12 protein-coding genes are annotated in these 15,693 nt (G+C 74.1%); 2 read left to right on the top strand and 10 right to left on the bottom strand.

What is annotated here, in order from left to right:
- Window positions 1–10 precede the first annotated feature (10 nt).
- The 9 genes from ACWCP6_RS06900 to ACWCP6_RS06860 all read right to left on the bottom strand — a co-directional run bounded on the left by ACWCP6_RS06900 (window position 11) and on the right by ACWCP6_RS06860 (window position 9,832).
- Window positions 11–1,177 (bottom strand): acyl-CoA dehydrogenase family protein, encoded by a 1,167-nt coding sequence (locus ACWCP6_RS06900; protein WP_450931305.1) that lies wholly within the window; start codon window positions 1,175–1,177, stop codon window positions 11–13.
- A gap of 35 nt (window positions 1,178–1,212) precedes the next feature.
- The gene (locus tag ACWCP6_RS06895) at window positions 1,213–3,102 is read right to left on the bottom strand and encodes an ATP-binding protein (RefSeq protein ID WP_450931304.1); all 1,890 of its coding nucleotides are present in this window, start codon (window positions 3,100–3,102) and stop codon (window positions 1,213–1,215) included.
- Window positions 3,103–3,110: 8 nt separating this feature from the next.
- Window positions 3,111–4,709, bottom strand: a complete 1,599-nt coding sequence (locus tag ACWCP6_RS06890; protein WP_450931303.1) for an acyl-CoA carboxylase subunit beta — start codon at window positions 4,707–4,709, stop codon at window positions 3,111–3,113.
- The gene (locus ACWCP6_RS06885; RefSeq protein ID WP_450931579.1) at window positions 4,706–6,460 is read right to left on the bottom strand and encodes an acyclic terpene utilization AtuA family protein; all 1,755 of its coding nucleotides are present in this window, start codon (window positions 6,458–6,460) and stop codon (window positions 4,706–4,708) included. Before ACWCP6_RS06885 ends, ACWCP6_RS06890 begins: the two co-directional genes overlap by 4 nt.
- 17 nt (window positions 6,461–6,477) lie before the next feature.
- Window positions 6,478–7,311, bottom strand: a complete 834-nt coding sequence (locus ACWCP6_RS06880; protein WP_450931302.1) for a TIGR03084 family metal-binding protein — start codon at window positions 7,309–7,311, stop codon at window positions 6,478–6,480.
- A 146-nt stretch (window positions 7,312–7,457) separates the two neighbouring features.
- Window positions 7,458–8,375: an EamA family transporter gene (locus ACWCP6_RS06875; RefSeq protein WP_450931578.1), complete on the bottom strand. Its 918-nt coding sequence runs from the start codon at window positions 8,373–8,375 to the stop codon at window positions 7,458–7,460.
- 191 nt (window positions 8,376–8,566) lie between these two features.
- Window positions 8,567–8,890 (bottom strand): DUF4326 domain-containing protein, encoded by a 324-nt coding sequence (locus ACWCP6_RS06870; protein ID WP_450931301.1) that lies wholly within the window; start codon window positions 8,888–8,890, stop codon window positions 8,567–8,569.
- A 16-nt stretch (window positions 8,891–8,906) separates the two neighbouring features.
- Window positions 8,907–9,464: a PaaI family thioesterase gene (locus tag ACWCP6_RS06865; protein ID WP_450931300.1), complete on the bottom strand. Its 558-nt coding sequence runs from the start codon at window positions 9,462–9,464 to the stop codon at window positions 8,907–8,909.
- A gap of 68 nt (window positions 9,465–9,532) precedes the next feature.
- Window positions 9,533–9,832, bottom strand: coding sequence for a putative quinol monooxygenase (locus tag ACWCP6_RS06860; RefSeq protein ID WP_450931299.1), 300 nt, complete (start codon window positions 9,830–9,832; stop codon window positions 9,533–9,535).
- Between the two features lie 194 nt (window positions 9,833–10,026).
- Here ACWCP6_RS06860 and ACWCP6_RS06855 point away from each other — a divergent pair, with 194 nt between their 5' ends.
- Window positions 10,027–10,986 carry a GlxA family transcriptional regulator gene (locus tag ACWCP6_RS06855; RefSeq protein ID WP_450931298.1) on the top strand — a complete coding sequence of 320 codons (960 nt, stop codon included), beginning with the start codon at window positions 10,027–10,029 and terminating at the stop codon, window positions 10,984–10,986.
- 45 nt (window positions 10,987–11,031) lie between these two features.
- Here ACWCP6_RS06855 and ACWCP6_RS06850 read toward each other — a convergent pair whose 3' ends face one another.
- Window positions 11,032–13,974 carry an FAD-binding and (Fe-S)-binding domain-containing protein gene (locus tag ACWCP6_RS06850; protein WP_450931297.1) on the bottom strand — a complete coding sequence of 981 codons (2,943 nt, stop codon included), beginning with the start codon at window positions 13,972–13,974 and terminating at the stop codon, window positions 11,032–11,034.
- Window positions 13,975–14,533: 559 nt separating this feature from the next.
- Between ACWCP6_RS06850 and serC the strand changes: the two genes are divergently transcribed.
- Window positions 14,534–15,652 (top strand): phosphoserine transaminase, encoded by a 1,119-nt coding sequence (gene serC / locus ACWCP6_RS06845; RefSeq protein WP_450931296.1) that lies wholly within the window; start codon window positions 14,534–14,536, stop codon window positions 15,650–15,652.
- Window positions 15,653–15,693: the final 41 nt, after the last annotated feature.

The following is a 15,693-nucleotide window of genomic DNA, read 5'->3' as shown; positions in this document are numbered from 1 at the left end:
AGCGGTTCCCTCAGTAGGACTTGGGAAGGCCCAGGGTCTGATGGGACACGTAGTTGAGGATCATTTCCCGGCTGACCGGAGCGATGCGTGCCACCCGTGACGCGGTGATGAGGGACGCCAGCCCGAACTCGCGCGTGAGTCCGTTGCCGCCGAGGGTGTGCACGGCCTGGTCGACGGCCTTCACACAGGCCTCGGCGGCGGCGTACTTCGCCATGTTGGCGGCCTCCCCGGCGCCGACGTCGTCGCCCGCGTCGTACAGCCGGGCGGCCTTCTGCATCATCAGACGGGCGAGTTCGAGGTCGATGTGGGCCTGCGCGAGCGGGTGGGCGACGGCCTGGTGGGCGCCGATGGGCGCCTTCCAGACGGAGCGGTCCCTGGCGTACTCGACGGCGCGTGCGAGGGCGTAGCGCCCCATGCCGACCGCGAAGGCGGCCGTCATGATCCGTTCGGGGTTGAGGCCTGCGAACAGCTGGAGCAGCCCCGCGTCCTCGTCCCCGACGAGCGCGTCGGCGGGCAGCCGCACGTCGTCGAGCGCCAGCTCGAACTGCTTCTCCGGGGCCTGGAGTTCCATGTCGATCTGCCGCCGCTGGAAGCCGTCGGCGTCGCGCGGGACGATGAACAGGCACGGTTTGAGGCTGCCGGTGCGGGCGTCCTCGGTGCGGCCGACGATCAGTGTGGCGTCGGCGATGTCGACACCCGATATGAACACCTTGCGCCCGGTGAGCAGCCAATCACCCGAATCCGGGTCCCTGCGGGCCGTCGTGGTGATCCGGTGCGAGTTGGATCCGGCGTCGGGTTCGGTGATGCCGAAGGCCATGGTGAGGCTGCCGTCGGCGAGGCCGGGCAGCCACGTCCGCTTCTGTTCCTCGGTGCCGAACCGGGCGATGACCGTGCCGCAGATCGCGGGCGACACGACCATCATGAGCAGCGGCGAGCCCGCGGCGCCCAGCTCCTCCAGGACGATGGAGAGTTCGGCGATGCCGCCGCCCCCGCCGCCGTACTCCTCGGGGAGGTTGACGCCGAGGTAGCCGAGTTTGGCGGCCTCGGCCCACAGCTCGTCGGGGTGGGCCCCGGAGCGGACGACGGTCGTGGTGTAGTCACGTCCGTACCGTTTTCCGAGCGCGGCGACGGCCGCGCGGAGTGCCTGGTGCTCTTCGGTTTCGAGGACGGTGCTCATGGCGGTTCCTCCCGTACGACGCAGGACAGGTGCGCTTACTCGGTGACGACGGCGAGCAGGGCGCCGACCTCGACCTGGTGGCCGGGGGCGGCGTGCAGTGCGGTGAGCGTGCCGGATGCGGGAGCGGTGACCTTGTGCTCCATCTTCATCGCCTCCAGCCACAAGAGGGGCTGCCCGGCCTCCACGCGGGCGCCTTCGGCGAGCCCTTCGGCGACCCGGACGACGGTGCCGGGCATGGGCGCGAGCAGGGAGCCGGGGGCACGCTGGGCGGCGGGGTCGGGGAAGCGGGGCGCTTCCACCAGGGTGTACGCGCCCGTGGGCGTGTCGACATGGACGCGGTCGCCGTACCGGCCGACGGCGAACGTCCGCCGCACACCGTCCACGTCGAGGCGCACGGCGTCCGGGCTCGCGCCGACGACCCGCACCCCGGGCAGGCCCTCCGCCTCCGTGCCGTCGCGGGTGACGCGATAGCGCACCTCGTGCTCGGTGTCCCGCCCCCGGTAGCTCTTGACCTGCGGCTGCGAGGACAGATTGCGCCAGCCGCCGATGCGGTGGGCGACGCCGGCGCCGTTCCCGCGGCGCGCCGCGGCGTCCGCGAGGGCCGCCGCGAGCGCGGCCACGGCCTCGCCGTCGTCGTCGGCGGCCGTCAGCGCCGCGAGGTGCCGGTCGTAGAAGCCCGTGTCCATGCGGGCGGACGCGAAGTCCGGGTGGCGCAGGGAGCGTACGAGCAGGTCGCGGTTGGTGACGGGGCCGTGGACCCGGGCGCGTTCGAGGGCGGCGGCGAGTGCGCGGGCCGCCTCCGCCCGGGTGGGGGCGTGGGCGACGACCTTGGCGAGCATCGGGTCGTAGTGCACCGCGATCACGTCGCCGTCGGCGTAGCCGGTGTCGAGGCGCACGCCGTCGGGGAAGGCAAGCCGGTGCAGCACTCCCGTCTGGGGCGCCCAGCCCTGTGCGGGGTCCTCGGCGTAGAGGCGCGCCTCGATGGCGTGCCCCCGGGGGCGCGGGGGGTCCTTCTCCAGCGGCTCGCCCTCGGCGACGCGGAGCTGGAGGGCGACGAGGTCGACGCCGAACACAGCCTCCGTGACGGGGTGTTCGACCTGGAGGCGGGTGTTCATCTCCAGGAAGTGGGCCCTGCCGTCGGCGACCAGGAACTCGACGGTGCCGGCGCCGACGTAGTCCACGGCACGGGCGGCGCGCACGGCCAGCTCGTGCAGGGTCTCGGTGAGCCCGGCGTCCAGCCCGGGTGCCGGGGCCTCCTCGATCACCTTCTGGTGGCGTCGCTGGAGGGAGCAGTCACGCGTGCCGAGGGCCCACACCGTGCCGTGCGCGTCGGCGAGGACCTGCACCTCCACATGGCGGCCGTTCTCGATGTACGGCTCGACGAAGATCTCGCCGTCCCCGAAGGCGCCGAGCGCCTCCGCGCGGGCGGCCGTCCGCTCCTCCTCCAGGTGGGCGAGGTCCCGGACGATGCGCATACCGCGCCCGCCGCCGCCCGCCGCCGCCTTGACCAGCACCGGCAGATCGTCCTCGGTGACCTCGGTCAGCGGGGCGATGCCCATCAGCTCCTTGGCCCGGGTCTTGGAGGCCATGGCCTCGATCGCGTCGGGCGAGGGGCCGATCCAGACCAGCCCCGCGTCGAGGACCGCACGCGCGAACCCGGCGTTCTCGGAGAGGAATCCGTATCCCGGGTGCACGGCGTCCGCGCCCGCGGCGAGCGCCGCCTTCACGATCAGGTCGCCGCGCAGATACGTGTCGGCCGGCGCCGCACCCGGCAGCCGCACCGCCGCGTCGGCCAGCCGCACATGCAGGGCGTTCTCGTCGGCGTCCGAGTGCACGGCGACCGTGCGGATCCCCGACTCCCGGCAGGTGCGGAAGATGCGGCAGGCGATTTCGCCGCGGTTCGCGACCAGGACTGAAGTGATCACAGCACCCCTCACATCCGGAAGACGCCGAACCCGCCACGCGCGCCCTCGTAGGGCGCCGTGTGGATCGCGGACAGGCACAGGCCGAGCACGGTCCGGGTGTCGCGCGGGTCGATGACCCCGTCGTCGTACAACCGCCCGGACAGGAACATCGGCAGGGACTCGGACTCGATCTGCTGCTCGACCATGGCGCGCAGCGCCGCGTCGGCCTCGTCGTCGTAGGGCCGGCCCTTCGCGGCCGCGGACTGCCGGGCGACGATGGACAGCACGCCGGCGAGCTGCTGGGGGCCCATGACCGCGGACTTGGCGCTGGGCCAGGCGAACAGGAAGCGCGGGTCGTAGGCGCGGCCGCACATGCCGTAGTGCCCGGCCCCGTACGAGGCGCCCATGAGGACGCTGAGGTGCGGCACCCGCGAGTTCGACACGGCGTTGATCATCATCGCGCCGTGCTTGATGATGCCGCCCTGCTCGTACTCCCGGCCGACCATGTAGCCGGTCGTGTTGTGCAGGAACAGCAGGGGGATGTCGCGCTGGTTGGCCAACTGGATGAACTGTGCGGCCTTCTGGGACTCCGCGCTGAACAGCACGCCCTGGGCGTTCGCGAGGATGCCGACGGGGTGGCCGTGCAGGGCGGCCCACCCGGTGCACAGGCTCGTCCCGTACAGCGGCTTGAACTCGTCGAAGTCGGAGCCGTCGACGATCCGGGCGATCACCTCGCGCGGGTCGAAGGGGATCTTCAGATCCCCCGGCACGATCCCGAGGAGCTCGTCCTCGTCGTACTTCGGCGGGAGCGCCGGGCCCGGATCCGGGTACGCCTTGCGGTGGTTGAGGCGGGCCACCACACGCCGCGCCTGCCGCAGCGCGTCCCGCTCGTCGAGGGCGTAGTAGTCGGCGAGGCCGGACGTCCGCGCGTGCATCTCGGCGCCGCCCAGCGACTCGTCGTCGCTCTCCTCGCCGGTCGCCATCTTGACCAGCGGCGGACCGCCGAGGAAGACCTTCGACCGCTCCTTGACCATGATCACGTGGTCGGACATGCCGGGGACGTAGGCGCCGCCGGCCGTCGAGTTGCCGAAGACCACCGCGACGGTGGGGATGCCGGCCGCGGACAGCCGGGTCAGGTCCCGGAAGATCGCCCCGCCGGGGATGAAGATCTCCTTCTGCGACGGCAGGTCGGCGCCGCCGGACTCGACGAGGCTGATGCACGGCAACCGGTTGGCGTACGCGATGTCGTTGGCGCGCAGGGCCTTCTTCAGGCTCCAGGGGTTGCTCGCGCCGCCGCGCACCGTCGGGTCGTTCGCCGTGATCAGGCACTCCACGCCCTCGACGACGCCGATGCCGGTGACGAGGGACGCGCCGACCGTGTAGTCGCTGCCCCACGCCGCGAGAGGCGACAGCTCCAGGAAGGGAGTGTCCGGGTCGAGCAGCAGCTCGATGCGTTCACGGGCGAGTAGCTTGCCACGCGCCCGGTGCCGGGCCACGTACTTCTCGCCTCCGCCCGCGACGGCCTTGGCGTGCTCGGCGTCGAGGTCGGCGAGCTTCGCGAGCATGGCCTCGCGGGAGGCCGCGTACTCGGGGGACGCGGGGTCGAGTGCGGTGGGGAGAACGGTCACGGAGTGGCCTCCAGCAGATCGACGGGTATCTCGACGTGCCGGGCCCGCAGCCACTCCCCCAGCGCCTTGGCCTGCGGGTCGAAGCGGTGCCGGGCGGCGACGCCCTCGCCGAGCAGGCCGCGCACGACGAAGTTCACCGCCCGCAGGTTCGGCAGCACATGGCGTACGACGTCCAGCCCCGCGCATTCCGGGAGCAGCTCGCGCAGCCGGTCCACGGTGAGGGTGTGCACGAGCCAGGCCCAGGCCTCGTCGGTGCGCACCCAGACGCCGATGTTGGCGTCGCCGCCCTTGTCGCCGCTGCGGGCCCCGGCGACGAGCCCCAGGGGCGCGTGCCGGCCGGGCCGTCCCTGCGGTGGCGGGGGCGGCAGCTCGGGCTCCGGTACGTCGCTCAGGTCCCGGGTCCGGGCGGGTGCCGCGATCGGTGTCCGTGCGCCGCCGGGCAGGACCGCGACGTGCTCGACGTCGCCCTGGCCGACGTACGCCGCCTCGAACACCCCGTACGGCGTGCCCTTGCCAGGGGGAGCCGTCACATGGAAGCCGGGGTAGCTGGCGAGGGCCAGCTCGACGGCGGCGCCGCCGAGGCGCCGGCCGACCTTGTCCTCCTCCGGGTCGCGCACGACGAGCCGCAGCAGCGCGCTCGCCGTCTCCTGGGTGGCCGCGTCCACATGGTCCGTACGGGCCAGTTCCCACCGCACCTGTTCCGGACGGGACTTGGCCGCCGTGAACGCGTCCTCCATCTGCGCCCGCACCAGCTGCGCCTTGGCGTCGATGTCGAGCCCGGTGAGCACGAAGACGACCTCGCCGCGCCAGCCGCCGAGCCGGTTCAGACCGACCTTGAGGGTGGGCGGCGGGGCCTCGCCGCGGACCCCTTCGACACGGACCCGGTCGGGGCCCTCCTGGGTGAGCCGTACGGTGTCGAGGCGGGCGGTGACGTCGGGGCCCGCGTACCGGGCGCCCGCCGTCTCGTAGAGCAGCTGCGCGGTGACCGTGCCGATGTCGACGACGCCGCCGGTGCCCTCGTGCTTGGTGATGACGGCGGATCCGTCGGCGTGGATCTCGGCGAGCGGGAAGCCGGGGCGGCGCACGTCGAGGCCGTCGAAGAAGGCGTAGTTGCCGCCGGTCGCCTGGGTGCCGCACTCGAGGACGTGCCCGGCGACGACGGCTCCGGCGAGTGCGTCGTACGCGCCCCCGTCCTCCGCGCCGGACCCCGCCCGCCCCGGGCTGCCGCCGCCCAGGTCCCAGCCGAAGTGGGCGGCGGCCGGGCCGGTGACGAGGGCGGCGTCGGTGACGCGGCCGGTCACCACGATGTCGGCGCCCGCGTTCAGACAGGCGGCGATTCCGGCGCCGCCGAGATAGGCGTTGGCCGTGAGCACGCCCTCGCCCCAGCCGCCCCGGGCCAGCAGGTCGTCGCCCTCCACGTGCGCCACCCGCACCGGGACGCCGAGCCGGTCGGCCAGGGCCCGGACGTCCTCGGCCAGGCCGGCCGGGTTGAGGCCGCCGGCGTTCGTGACCAGCCGCACCCCGCGCTCCCGCGCCAGGCCGAGGCACTGCTCCAGCTGCCGCAGATACGTCTTCGCGTATCCGCGCGCGGGGTCCCGCAGCCGGTCCCGGCCGAGGATGAGCATCGTCAGCTCGGCGAGGTAGTCCCCGGTGAGGACGTCGAGCGGGCCGCCGGTGAGCATCTCGTGCAGCGCGTCGAAGCGGTCGCCGTAGAAGCCGGAGGCGTTGCCGATGCGCAGGGGTTCGGTCACCGGCTGCGGGGACGGGGTCACCGGCCTGCCTCCGCGGTGCCGCGCGGGTCCTCCGCCGTGGCGCGGGGGTCCTTCGGCTCCCGTCCCTGTCCCGGTGGCCCGGCGAACGCCTGCGCGATGTCCAGCCACCGGTCCGCGTCCGGCCCCTGTGCGCGTACACCGAGGTCGTCCCGGTGCGCCCGCTGCGTCACCAGCAGACAGAAGTCGAGGGCCGGGCCGGTCACCCGCTGGGCCGCGTCCTCGGGGCCGTAGGTCCACAGGGCTCCCGAGGGGGCGGCGAGTTCGATGCGGAACTCCTCGGCGGGCGGCTTCAGTCCCCGCGCCCCGAAGGCGAAGTCCCGTGCGCGCACCCCGATCCGTGCGACGTGCCGCAGCCGGTCGGTGGGGCCCCGGGTGGCGCCGAGCGCGTCGGCGACGTCCTGGCCGTGCGCCCAGGTCTCCATGATGCGGCCCGTCGCCATCGACGCGGTGGACATGGGCGGCCCGTACCAGGGGAAGCGTGCGCCGTCGGGGGCCGCCCGCAGCGCGCGGTCGAGCGCGGCACGCCCGGTGCGCCAGCGCGCCAGCAGCTCGGCGGGCGGCAGCGCCGCGCCCTCCGCTGCCCCCTCGTCCACGAACGTGTCGGGCATCGTGAGCGCCTTCTCCACCTCCGCCGCGAAGGCGTCCTGGTCGGTAGCGGCGAGCAGCGCCGCCCGGTCGGTCCAGGCCAGATGGGCGATCTGATGGGCGACGGTCCACCCGGCGGCGGGGGTGTCACGGGCCCAGTCGTCGACCGGCAACGGTGCGACCAGCCGGTCGAGTTCCTCGCTCTCCGCTCGCAGATCGTCGAACACGGGCAACGGGTCGGACACGGTGCGCTCCCCTCGGGGCACGGCGGTGTGCCCCGGAGCATGGCAGCGCCCGGAGAAACAATCAAGCGTGCTTGCATGGATTTTTGGCCGCACGCGGACACCCGCGGCCGGCGGCTCCCGCCGCCCGGACGGCCGGAACCCGGCGGTCAGTTACCCGGATCGGGGCGCCTGCCCCGCCCCACCTGGGTGCGGACCGCACCCATGCTCGCGGCGATGACCAGCGCGATCGCGAGCGCTTCGGTGACCGACAGGGCCTGGTGCAGGATCAGGAAGCCGGCGGTCGCGGCGATGGCCGGTTCCAGGCTCATCAGGATGGCGAAGGTGTGGGCGGGAAGACGCCGCAGCGCGAGCAGTTCGAGGGTGTACGGCAGGACCGAGGAGAGCACGGCGACGGCGGAGCCCAGGCCGAGCGTGGTCGGGTCGACGAGCTTCGCGCCGGACTCGGCGATGCCGAGCGGAAGCATCAGCACCGACCCGACGACCATGGCGAGGGCGAGCCCGTCGGCCTGCGGAAAGCGGCGCCCGGTGCGTGCGCTGAAGACTATGTACGCCGCCCACATGGCTCCGGCCGCGAGGGCGAAGGCCGCGCCCACGGGGTCGAGTTGACCGAAGCCGCCCCCGCCGAGCAGGAAGACGCCGGCGAGCGCGAGCCCCGCCCAGACCAGGTTGACCGCTCGCCGGGACGCCAGCACGGACAGGGCGAGCGGGCCGAGGACCTCCAGCGTGACGGCCGTGCCCAGCGGGATGCGGGCCACGGCCTGGTAGTAGAGGCCGTTCATCCCGGCCATCGCGATGCCGAACGCTACGACGGTGCCCCAGTCGGCGCGCGTGTAACCGCGCACCCTGGGGCGGCAGACGGCGAGCAGCACGAGCGCGGCGACGACGAGCCGGAGCGTGACGACGCCGAGTGCACCCGCGCGCGGCATGAGCAGGACGGCGAGGGCGGCACCGAACTGCACGGAGATCCCGCCGGCGAGGACCAGCCCGACGGGACCGAGCGCACCGAACCGGCCGCGGCCGCCGGGGCCGGAACGCGCTGCGGCGGCTTCCGGCGCGGCGGCCACGGCGGCGGCCGCCACCACTTGTTCGGTGCGTGCGTCGTTCACGTGCTGAGCCTTCCCCTTCAGTCCACCCTACTGCACTCCGCCGTCCAGGACAGTGCACCGCGGTCAGGGCTGTCAACCCTTATTGCAGCTTACGAGCGGACCCGGGGATCGTGCGCCCCGAGTCCAGTGGGTGGGCATCCGCGGGCCCGCTAGGACGTGCCCCCCGCTCCGGCGTCGGCGAGATCCGCGATCACCTCGGCGTGGCAGCGCTCGGGGACGCACCAGCAGCCGAGCCGGCGCCCCCGCAGGGCGGGGAGCAGGGCGAGCAGATCGGGACGGCCCAGCAGATGGGCGCGGTACTTCTCGACCACCTCCTCCCGGGTCCCGTCCCGGCCCGGGCGGAAGGGGCTCGCCAGCGGGGAGGCGTCGAGGTGCCAGCCTCCCCGGTGCAGGGCACGGCCGACGTACACCACGTCCGCGTACGCGGAGTCGTCGCGTCGGCCCTTGAGGTTGACCACGGTCGTACGGCCCACGGTCCGTCCCTTCCGCTCAGGCCGCTTCGGGCAGTGCGAACACCGCGCACGTGGTGGTGGCGTGCGCGTACAGCTTCCCGTCGGCGGTGCCGGTGACCCGGGCCTCGGCGGTCGCGGTGGTGCGGCCCGCGTGGATCACGGTGCCTTCGCAGCGCAGCGGCGGGGTGTCCGCGAAGACGGGGCGCACCATGTTCACGCCCAGCTGGATGGTGGTGTAGGCGCGCCCCGCGGGCAGTGTCGACATCACCGCGCTGCCGAGGGCCGAGTCGAGGAGCGTGGCGAGGAAGCCGCCGTGCACGGTGCCCATGGGGTTGAGCAGGTGCTCGGCGGGCTCGCCCTCGAAGACGGCCCGGCCGTGCTCGGCCGCCACGAGACGGAAGCCGAGCGTCCCGCAGATCGGAGCCTGCGGGAAGTGGCCCGCGATGCACAGCCGGAGCACCTCCAGACCCGAGCGGCCGGCTCCGTCGGCGTAGCCGGTGGGCGGCGCCCAGGTATGGGTGCGCGAGCGGATGCCGGAGCCCGTCCCGTGCGGGGCACGGGCGCCCGCGGCCGGGGCTGGGGTCGTCGATGTCATGACCGGTGGATCTCCTGTGCTTCGGGGGCGTGGGGCGCGGTGCGTGACCTACGGGGCTGCGGGGCCGCTCAGGGCAGCTTCACGGCGAGCAGGTCGACGGGCCGGATGTCGGGTGCCGAGGCGAGCATGGTCTCCGCGGCACCCATGAGCGCCGCGGCGATCCGTCCGCGCAGATGCGCGGTGCGGTCCTCGTCGTTCTCGAAGGTGTCGAAGACGCCGAAGGTGGTGGCGTCCTCCCGGAAGGCGAACCAGGTGACGGTCCGCTTCTCCTCCTCGGCGAGCTGCACGGCGTCGGTCAGCATCCGGGCGACCTGGTCGGCGTACTCGGGCTTGGCTTCGATGCGGGCCAGCAGGCCGATGTTGTTCATGACGGTGGGCTCCCTCGGATCGATGCGGTGCCCCGCCGTCGGGGCACCCTCGGCGCACTCGCGCGGCACCCCGGGGGCCGGGGGCCGTCGTCGGCGCGGTCGCGTGTCCCCGTCATCGGGGACATCACTCACGCTAGGTCGGCGATCCATCCGCCCCCAGTGTCGGAAACGACACGTCTGATAGCGTTCCCGACATGGACGTCTCGGTGCTGGTGTACGACGGCGTGTTCGACTCGGGCCTCTGTGCGGCGCTGGACGTCCTGGAGGCGGCCAACGCGATGCGCGGCGAACTCCCCCAGCCGCCACCGGCCTGGAACGTCACGACCATCGGCTTCAGCCGGCAGGTGCGCACCGGCGCGGGACACCTCGTCACGGCCGAGCCCGCGGGCGCCGCGGCCACCGCGGACCTGCTGCTCGTCCCCGCACTCGCCGAGCGCCGGCCCGACGCGCTGCTGGACCGGGTCGCGGGCCCCGGCCTGGCCGAGGTGCGGGAGCTGGTCGCCGACCGCCGGGACCGGGGCGCACCCGTCGCTTCGGCCTGCACGGGCACCTTCCTGCTCGCCGAGACGGGGATTCTCGACGGCCGCCGGGCGACGACCACCTGGTGGCTGGCGCCGGTCTTCCGCCGCCGCTATCCGGCGGTGGCACTCGACGAGACCAGCATGGTGATCTCGTCGCAGGGGGTGACGACGGCGGGCGCCGCCTTCGGGCACGTCGATCTCGCCCTCGCCGTCGTACGGATGGCCAGCCCGGCCCTCGCCGATCTCGTCGCCCGCTATCTGGTCGTCGACGAACGCCCCTCCCAGTCCGCCTACACGATCCCCAGCGCCCTCGCCCAGAGCGACCCCCTGATCGCCGCGTTCGAGCGCTGGGCGCGCCTGCACCTCGACGCGCCGAACAGCCTGGCCGAGGCGGCACGCGCCCTCGGCGTCAGCGAGCGCACGCTCCAGCGCACCGTCCGCCGGGTCCTGAACACCACACCGGTGCGGTTCGTCCAGGACCTGCGCGTCGAACAGGCCACGCATCTGCTGCGGACCACCGACCTGTCCCTGGAGACCATCGCCCGCAAGGTCGGCTACGAGCACGCCACCACCCTGCGCTCCCTGCTGCGCGACCGCACCGGCGCCACCACCAGCGGCCTGCGCACCCGCTGAGCGGGGCCCCGGCCGGGGTACCCCCCGCTCTCCGCCGGGCGCGCGCTATCCGGCCGCCTCCGGGTCCGCCCCCGTCCCCGCCTGCGCGTCCAGACCCTCCGCCAGCACCTCGGCCAGGTGCCGCCCGCGGTGACCCGTCAGCTGGTCGAGCTGGGTGCGGCAGGAGTAGCCGTCGGCCAGGAGGACCGCGTCGGACGGGGCGGAGCGCACCGCGGGCAGGAGCTGGTCCTCGGCGCAGGCCACGGAGACGGCGTAGTGGCCGCGCTCGAAACCGAAGTTGCCGGCGAGGCCGCAGCAGCCCGCGGCGAGGGTGCCGGTGAGACCCGCCGCGGCGCGCAGCCGGGCGTCGGCGGCGTCGCCGAGCACCGCGTGCTGGTGGCAGTGGGTCTGGCCGGCCACCGGGCGGTCCAGCCGGGGCGGCGTCCAGTGCGGGGCGTGGCGTTCCAGGGCTTCCGCGAAGGTGACGACCCGTTCGGCCAGCCGGGCCGCGCGCGGGTCGTCGTGGAGCAGCTCGGGCAGGTCGGTGCGGAGCGCGGCGGCGCAGCTGGGCTCCAGGACCACCACCGGCAGCCCCGCGTCCAGGACCGGCTCCATGAGGTCCAGGGTGCGGCGCATCACCTTGCGGGCCCGGTCGAGCTGGCCCGTGGAGACGTACGTCAGCCCGCAGCAGACCCGGCCGGGCCGGGTGGCGAGGACGCGCACCCCGGGGGCCGAGCCCGTCATGCGCCGGGTCGGCGGCGCAAGGACGGCCAGGCCCGCCGCCTCCAGGACGCGCACCGCCGCCCGTCCGACGGACGGCGCGAGGTACTCGGTGAACGTGTCCGGCCACAGCACCACCGCGGGGCCGCCGGAGGTGAGCGGGGCGAGCGTGCGGACGTGGGCGCGGATGCGGCGCCGGAAGGTGCGGCGCCACCAGCGTGTGAAGGGCTCCGGGGCGAGCTCCGGGATCCCCCGCTCCGGCGCGAGGCCCGCGGCGCGCTTGGCGAGCGCCGCCAGGGGGCGGACGCGGGCCAGGGCGTTCGCCAGCGGCGCCGTGCGGGTGACCGCGGCCCCCCACAGCCAGAGGGGCAGCCACCCCAGGGCGTAGTGCGCCATCGGGCGCCTGCGGCCCGCGTAGTGGTGGTGCAGGAACTCCGCCTTGTACGTGGCCATGTCCACGCCCACCGGGCAGTCGGACCGGCAGCCCTTGCAGGACAGACACAGATCGAGGGCGTCACGGACCTCGGGCGAACGCCAGCCGTCGCGCACGACCTCGCCCGCCAGCATCTCGTGCAGCAGCCGAGCCCTCCCGCGCGTGGAGTGCTCCTCGGCGCCCGTGGCACGGAACGACGGGCACATCACCGACGCCTCGGCCGTCGTCGTACGGCATTTGGCGACGCCCACGCACCGGCGCACCGCCGCCGCGAAGTCCCCGCCGTCGTGCGGGTAGCCGAAGGCCACGTCGACGGGGCGCCGGGGCAGCACGGCGAACCGCAGGTTCTCGTCGATGCGGGCCGGGCGGACCAGCATGCCCGGGTTGAGGCCGTCCGCGGGGTCCCAGATCCCCTTGACGCGTTCGAAGAGCCGGACCATGTCGGCGCCGTACATCCGCGGCAGCAGCTCGGCCCGGGCCTGCCCGTCGCCGTGCTCGCCGGACAGCGAGCCCCCGTGCGCGACCACGAGGTCCGCGAGGTCCTCCGAGAACCCCCGGAAGCCGGCGATCCCGCCCTCCGTCATGAGGTCGAAGTCGATCCGCACGTGGATGCATCCGTCGCCGAAGTGGCCGTACGGGGTGCCGCGCAGCCCGTGCTGCGCCAACAGGCCCCGGAAGTCGCGGAGATAGCCGCCCAGGCGGGCCGGCGGCACCGCGCAGTCCTCCCAGCCCGGCCACGCCTCCGCGCCGTCCGGCATCCGCGTCGCGGTGCCGCTCGCGTCCTCGCGGATCCGCCACAGGGCGCGCTGCCCGGCCGGATCGGTCACCACGACCGCGTCCACGGTGTCGTCGGCCACGGCGCGCACGATCTCCCCGGCGCGCGCACGGGCGTCGGCCGCGTCCGCGCCGCCCGTCTCGACGAACAGCCATGCGCCGCCTCGGGGCAGCCCCGCCGTGTCCGGCGGCACCAGGTCGGCCGCCATGCCCTCGACCGTGAGCGGCCTGTGCGGCAGGAGCCCGGCGGCGGCGTCCGCCGCAGCGCCCTCGTCGGCGTACCCGAGGACGGCGAGCGCCCGCGCGGGGGGCGCCTCGACCAGCCGTACGACCGCCTCCGTGAGGAGGCCGAGCGTGCCCTCGGAGCCGCACAGGGAACGGGCGACGTCGGCACCGTTCTCGGGGAGCAGCGCGTCCAGGGCGTAGCCGGAGATACGGCGCGGAAGATCCGGGAAACCGGTGCGCAGCAGGGCCAACTCGCCCTCGACGAGGTCACGCAGGCCGTCCGGGGCGCCCTCCCAGTCCCGGCCCGCGCGGTACGCGGAGCCGTCGTACGTCATCACCGACAGCTGCTCGACGCTGTCCGCGGTCGTGCCCCAGGCCACCGAGTGCGAGCCGCACGAGTTGTTGCCGATCATGCCGCCGAGGGTGCAGCGGCCGTGCGTCGACGGGTCGGGGCCGAAGCGGAGGCCGTGCGGGGCCGCGGCCTCCTGGAGCCGGTCCAGGACGAGGCCCGGCTGCACCACGGCGGTACGGGACTCCGGATCGAGGGAGACGAGGCGGTTCATGTGGCGTGTGAAGTCCAGGACGACGCCGGTGCCGGTGGCCTGCCCCGCGATGGAGGTGCCGCCGCCCCGGGCCACGACGGGGACGCCGTGCTCCCGGCACACGGCCAGGGCCGCGGCCACGTCGTAGGCGTCGCGCGGGGCGACCACGCCGAGGGGGACCCTTCGGTAGTTGGACGCGTCCATGGTGGTCAGCGCGCGGGCCGTCGCCCCGAAGTCGACACCGCCGCGGACGGCCCGGCGCAGGCGCCGGGCCAGTTCGGACACTCCTCGCTCACCATCGGAAAGCTCAGCCATGTCCTCAGAATGCCCCGCCCCCACCCGCCCCACCGCGCCGATCCTCCACGGGTTCCTCGCGCGGGCGCACACACCACCACCACGGGACGGGGCGCACCAGCGGGTACGCACGGGGGGCGCGATCTGCCGACAGCACCCGATACCGCTACCGCTGTGGGCAGACGTTCCTCCCCCAGTGCCTCAAGGGCCTGGGCGGCACCCCCAGGGCGATGGGGGTGCCCCCTGCTCATGGGGGTGCCCCCTGCTCATGGGGGTGCCCCCTGCTCGTGGGGGTGCCCCCTGCTCGAGCGAAGTCGAGAGCTCGGGGGAGGAGTCGAGAGCTCGGGGGAGGAGTCGAGAGCTCGGGGGAGGGCGGGCACAGCCCCCGGTGCCGGGTGCGTGCGTGAAAGCGGGCCTTCACCGCCTCCCCGGTGCCGGGTGACCGAAGGGGTGGGGGCGCGCCGCGCACCGCCCCCGCTCCCCCGGCGGGGTGATCGCACAGGCCACGACACGGACCCCGTCGTCTCATCCGACGGACACGGCGTCCGGTACCTCCCCGGAAACGGCTAGGCTCCCGCTCGTGGCTGAGATCCAGATTCCCGCTGACATCAAGCCCGCGGACGGCCGTTTCGGCGCGGGCCCCTCCAAGGTGCGTACGGAGGCGCTGGACGCGCTGGCCGCCACCGGCACGTCGCTGCTCGGCACCTCCCACCGCCAGGCCCCGGTGAAGAACCTGGTCGGCCGGGTGCGCGAGGGCATCCGCGAGCTGTTCTCCCTGCCCGACGGTTACGAGGTGATCCTCGGCAACGGCGGCTCGACGGCCTTCTGGGACGTCGCGACGCACGGGCTCATCGACGACAAGTCGCAGCACCTGTCGTTCGGCGAGTTCTCGTCGAAGTTCGCGAAGGCGGCGAAGCTCGCTCCGTGGCTCGCCGAGCCGACCGTCGTCTCCAGCGACCCGGGTACCCACCCGGAGGCGCAGGCCGAGGCGGGCGTCGACGTGTACGCGTTCACGCACAACGAGACCTCGACCGGTGTCGCCATGCCGATCAAGCGGGTGGCGGGCGCCGACGAGGGCTCCCTGGTGCTGGTCGACGCCACGTCCGGCGCGGGCGGCCTGCCCGTGGACGTCGCAGAGACCGACGTGTACTACTTCGCGCCGCAGAAGTCCTTCGCCTCCGACGGCGGCCTGTGGCTCGGCGTGTTCTCGCCCGCCGCGATCGAACGGGCGGAGCGGATCCACGCGTCCGGCCGCCACGTCCCGGAGTTCTTCTCGCTGCCGACGGCGATCGACAACTCGCGCAAGAACCAGACGTACAACACGCCCGCGCTCGCGACGCTGTTCCTGCTCGCCGAGCAGCTGGACTGGATGAACGGCCAGGGCGGGCTCGCCTGGTCGACGGCCCGTACGAAGGACTCCTCGGACCGTCTCTACACCTGGGCCGAGCAGTCCAAGTACGCCACGCCGTTCGTCACCGACCCGGCGAAGCGGTCGCAGGTCATCGGCACGATCGACTTCGCCGACGAGATCGACGCCGCAGCCGTGGCCAAGGCCCTGCGCGCCAACGGCATCGTCGACACCGAGCCGTACCGCAAGCTCGGCCGCAACCAGCTGCGCATCGCGATGTTCCCGGCGATCGACCCGGCGGACGTCGAGGCGCTCACCCACTGCGTGGACTACGTGATCGACCACCTCTGATCCCACACGCGCCGCGAGGGGTGCGGGGTGCCGGTCCGGCG

Source organism: Streptomyces sp. NPDC002004 (assembly GCF_053593975.1).
Note: the sequence above shows the minus strand (reverse complement) of the source record. Positions and strands in the feature narration are given on the sequence as shown.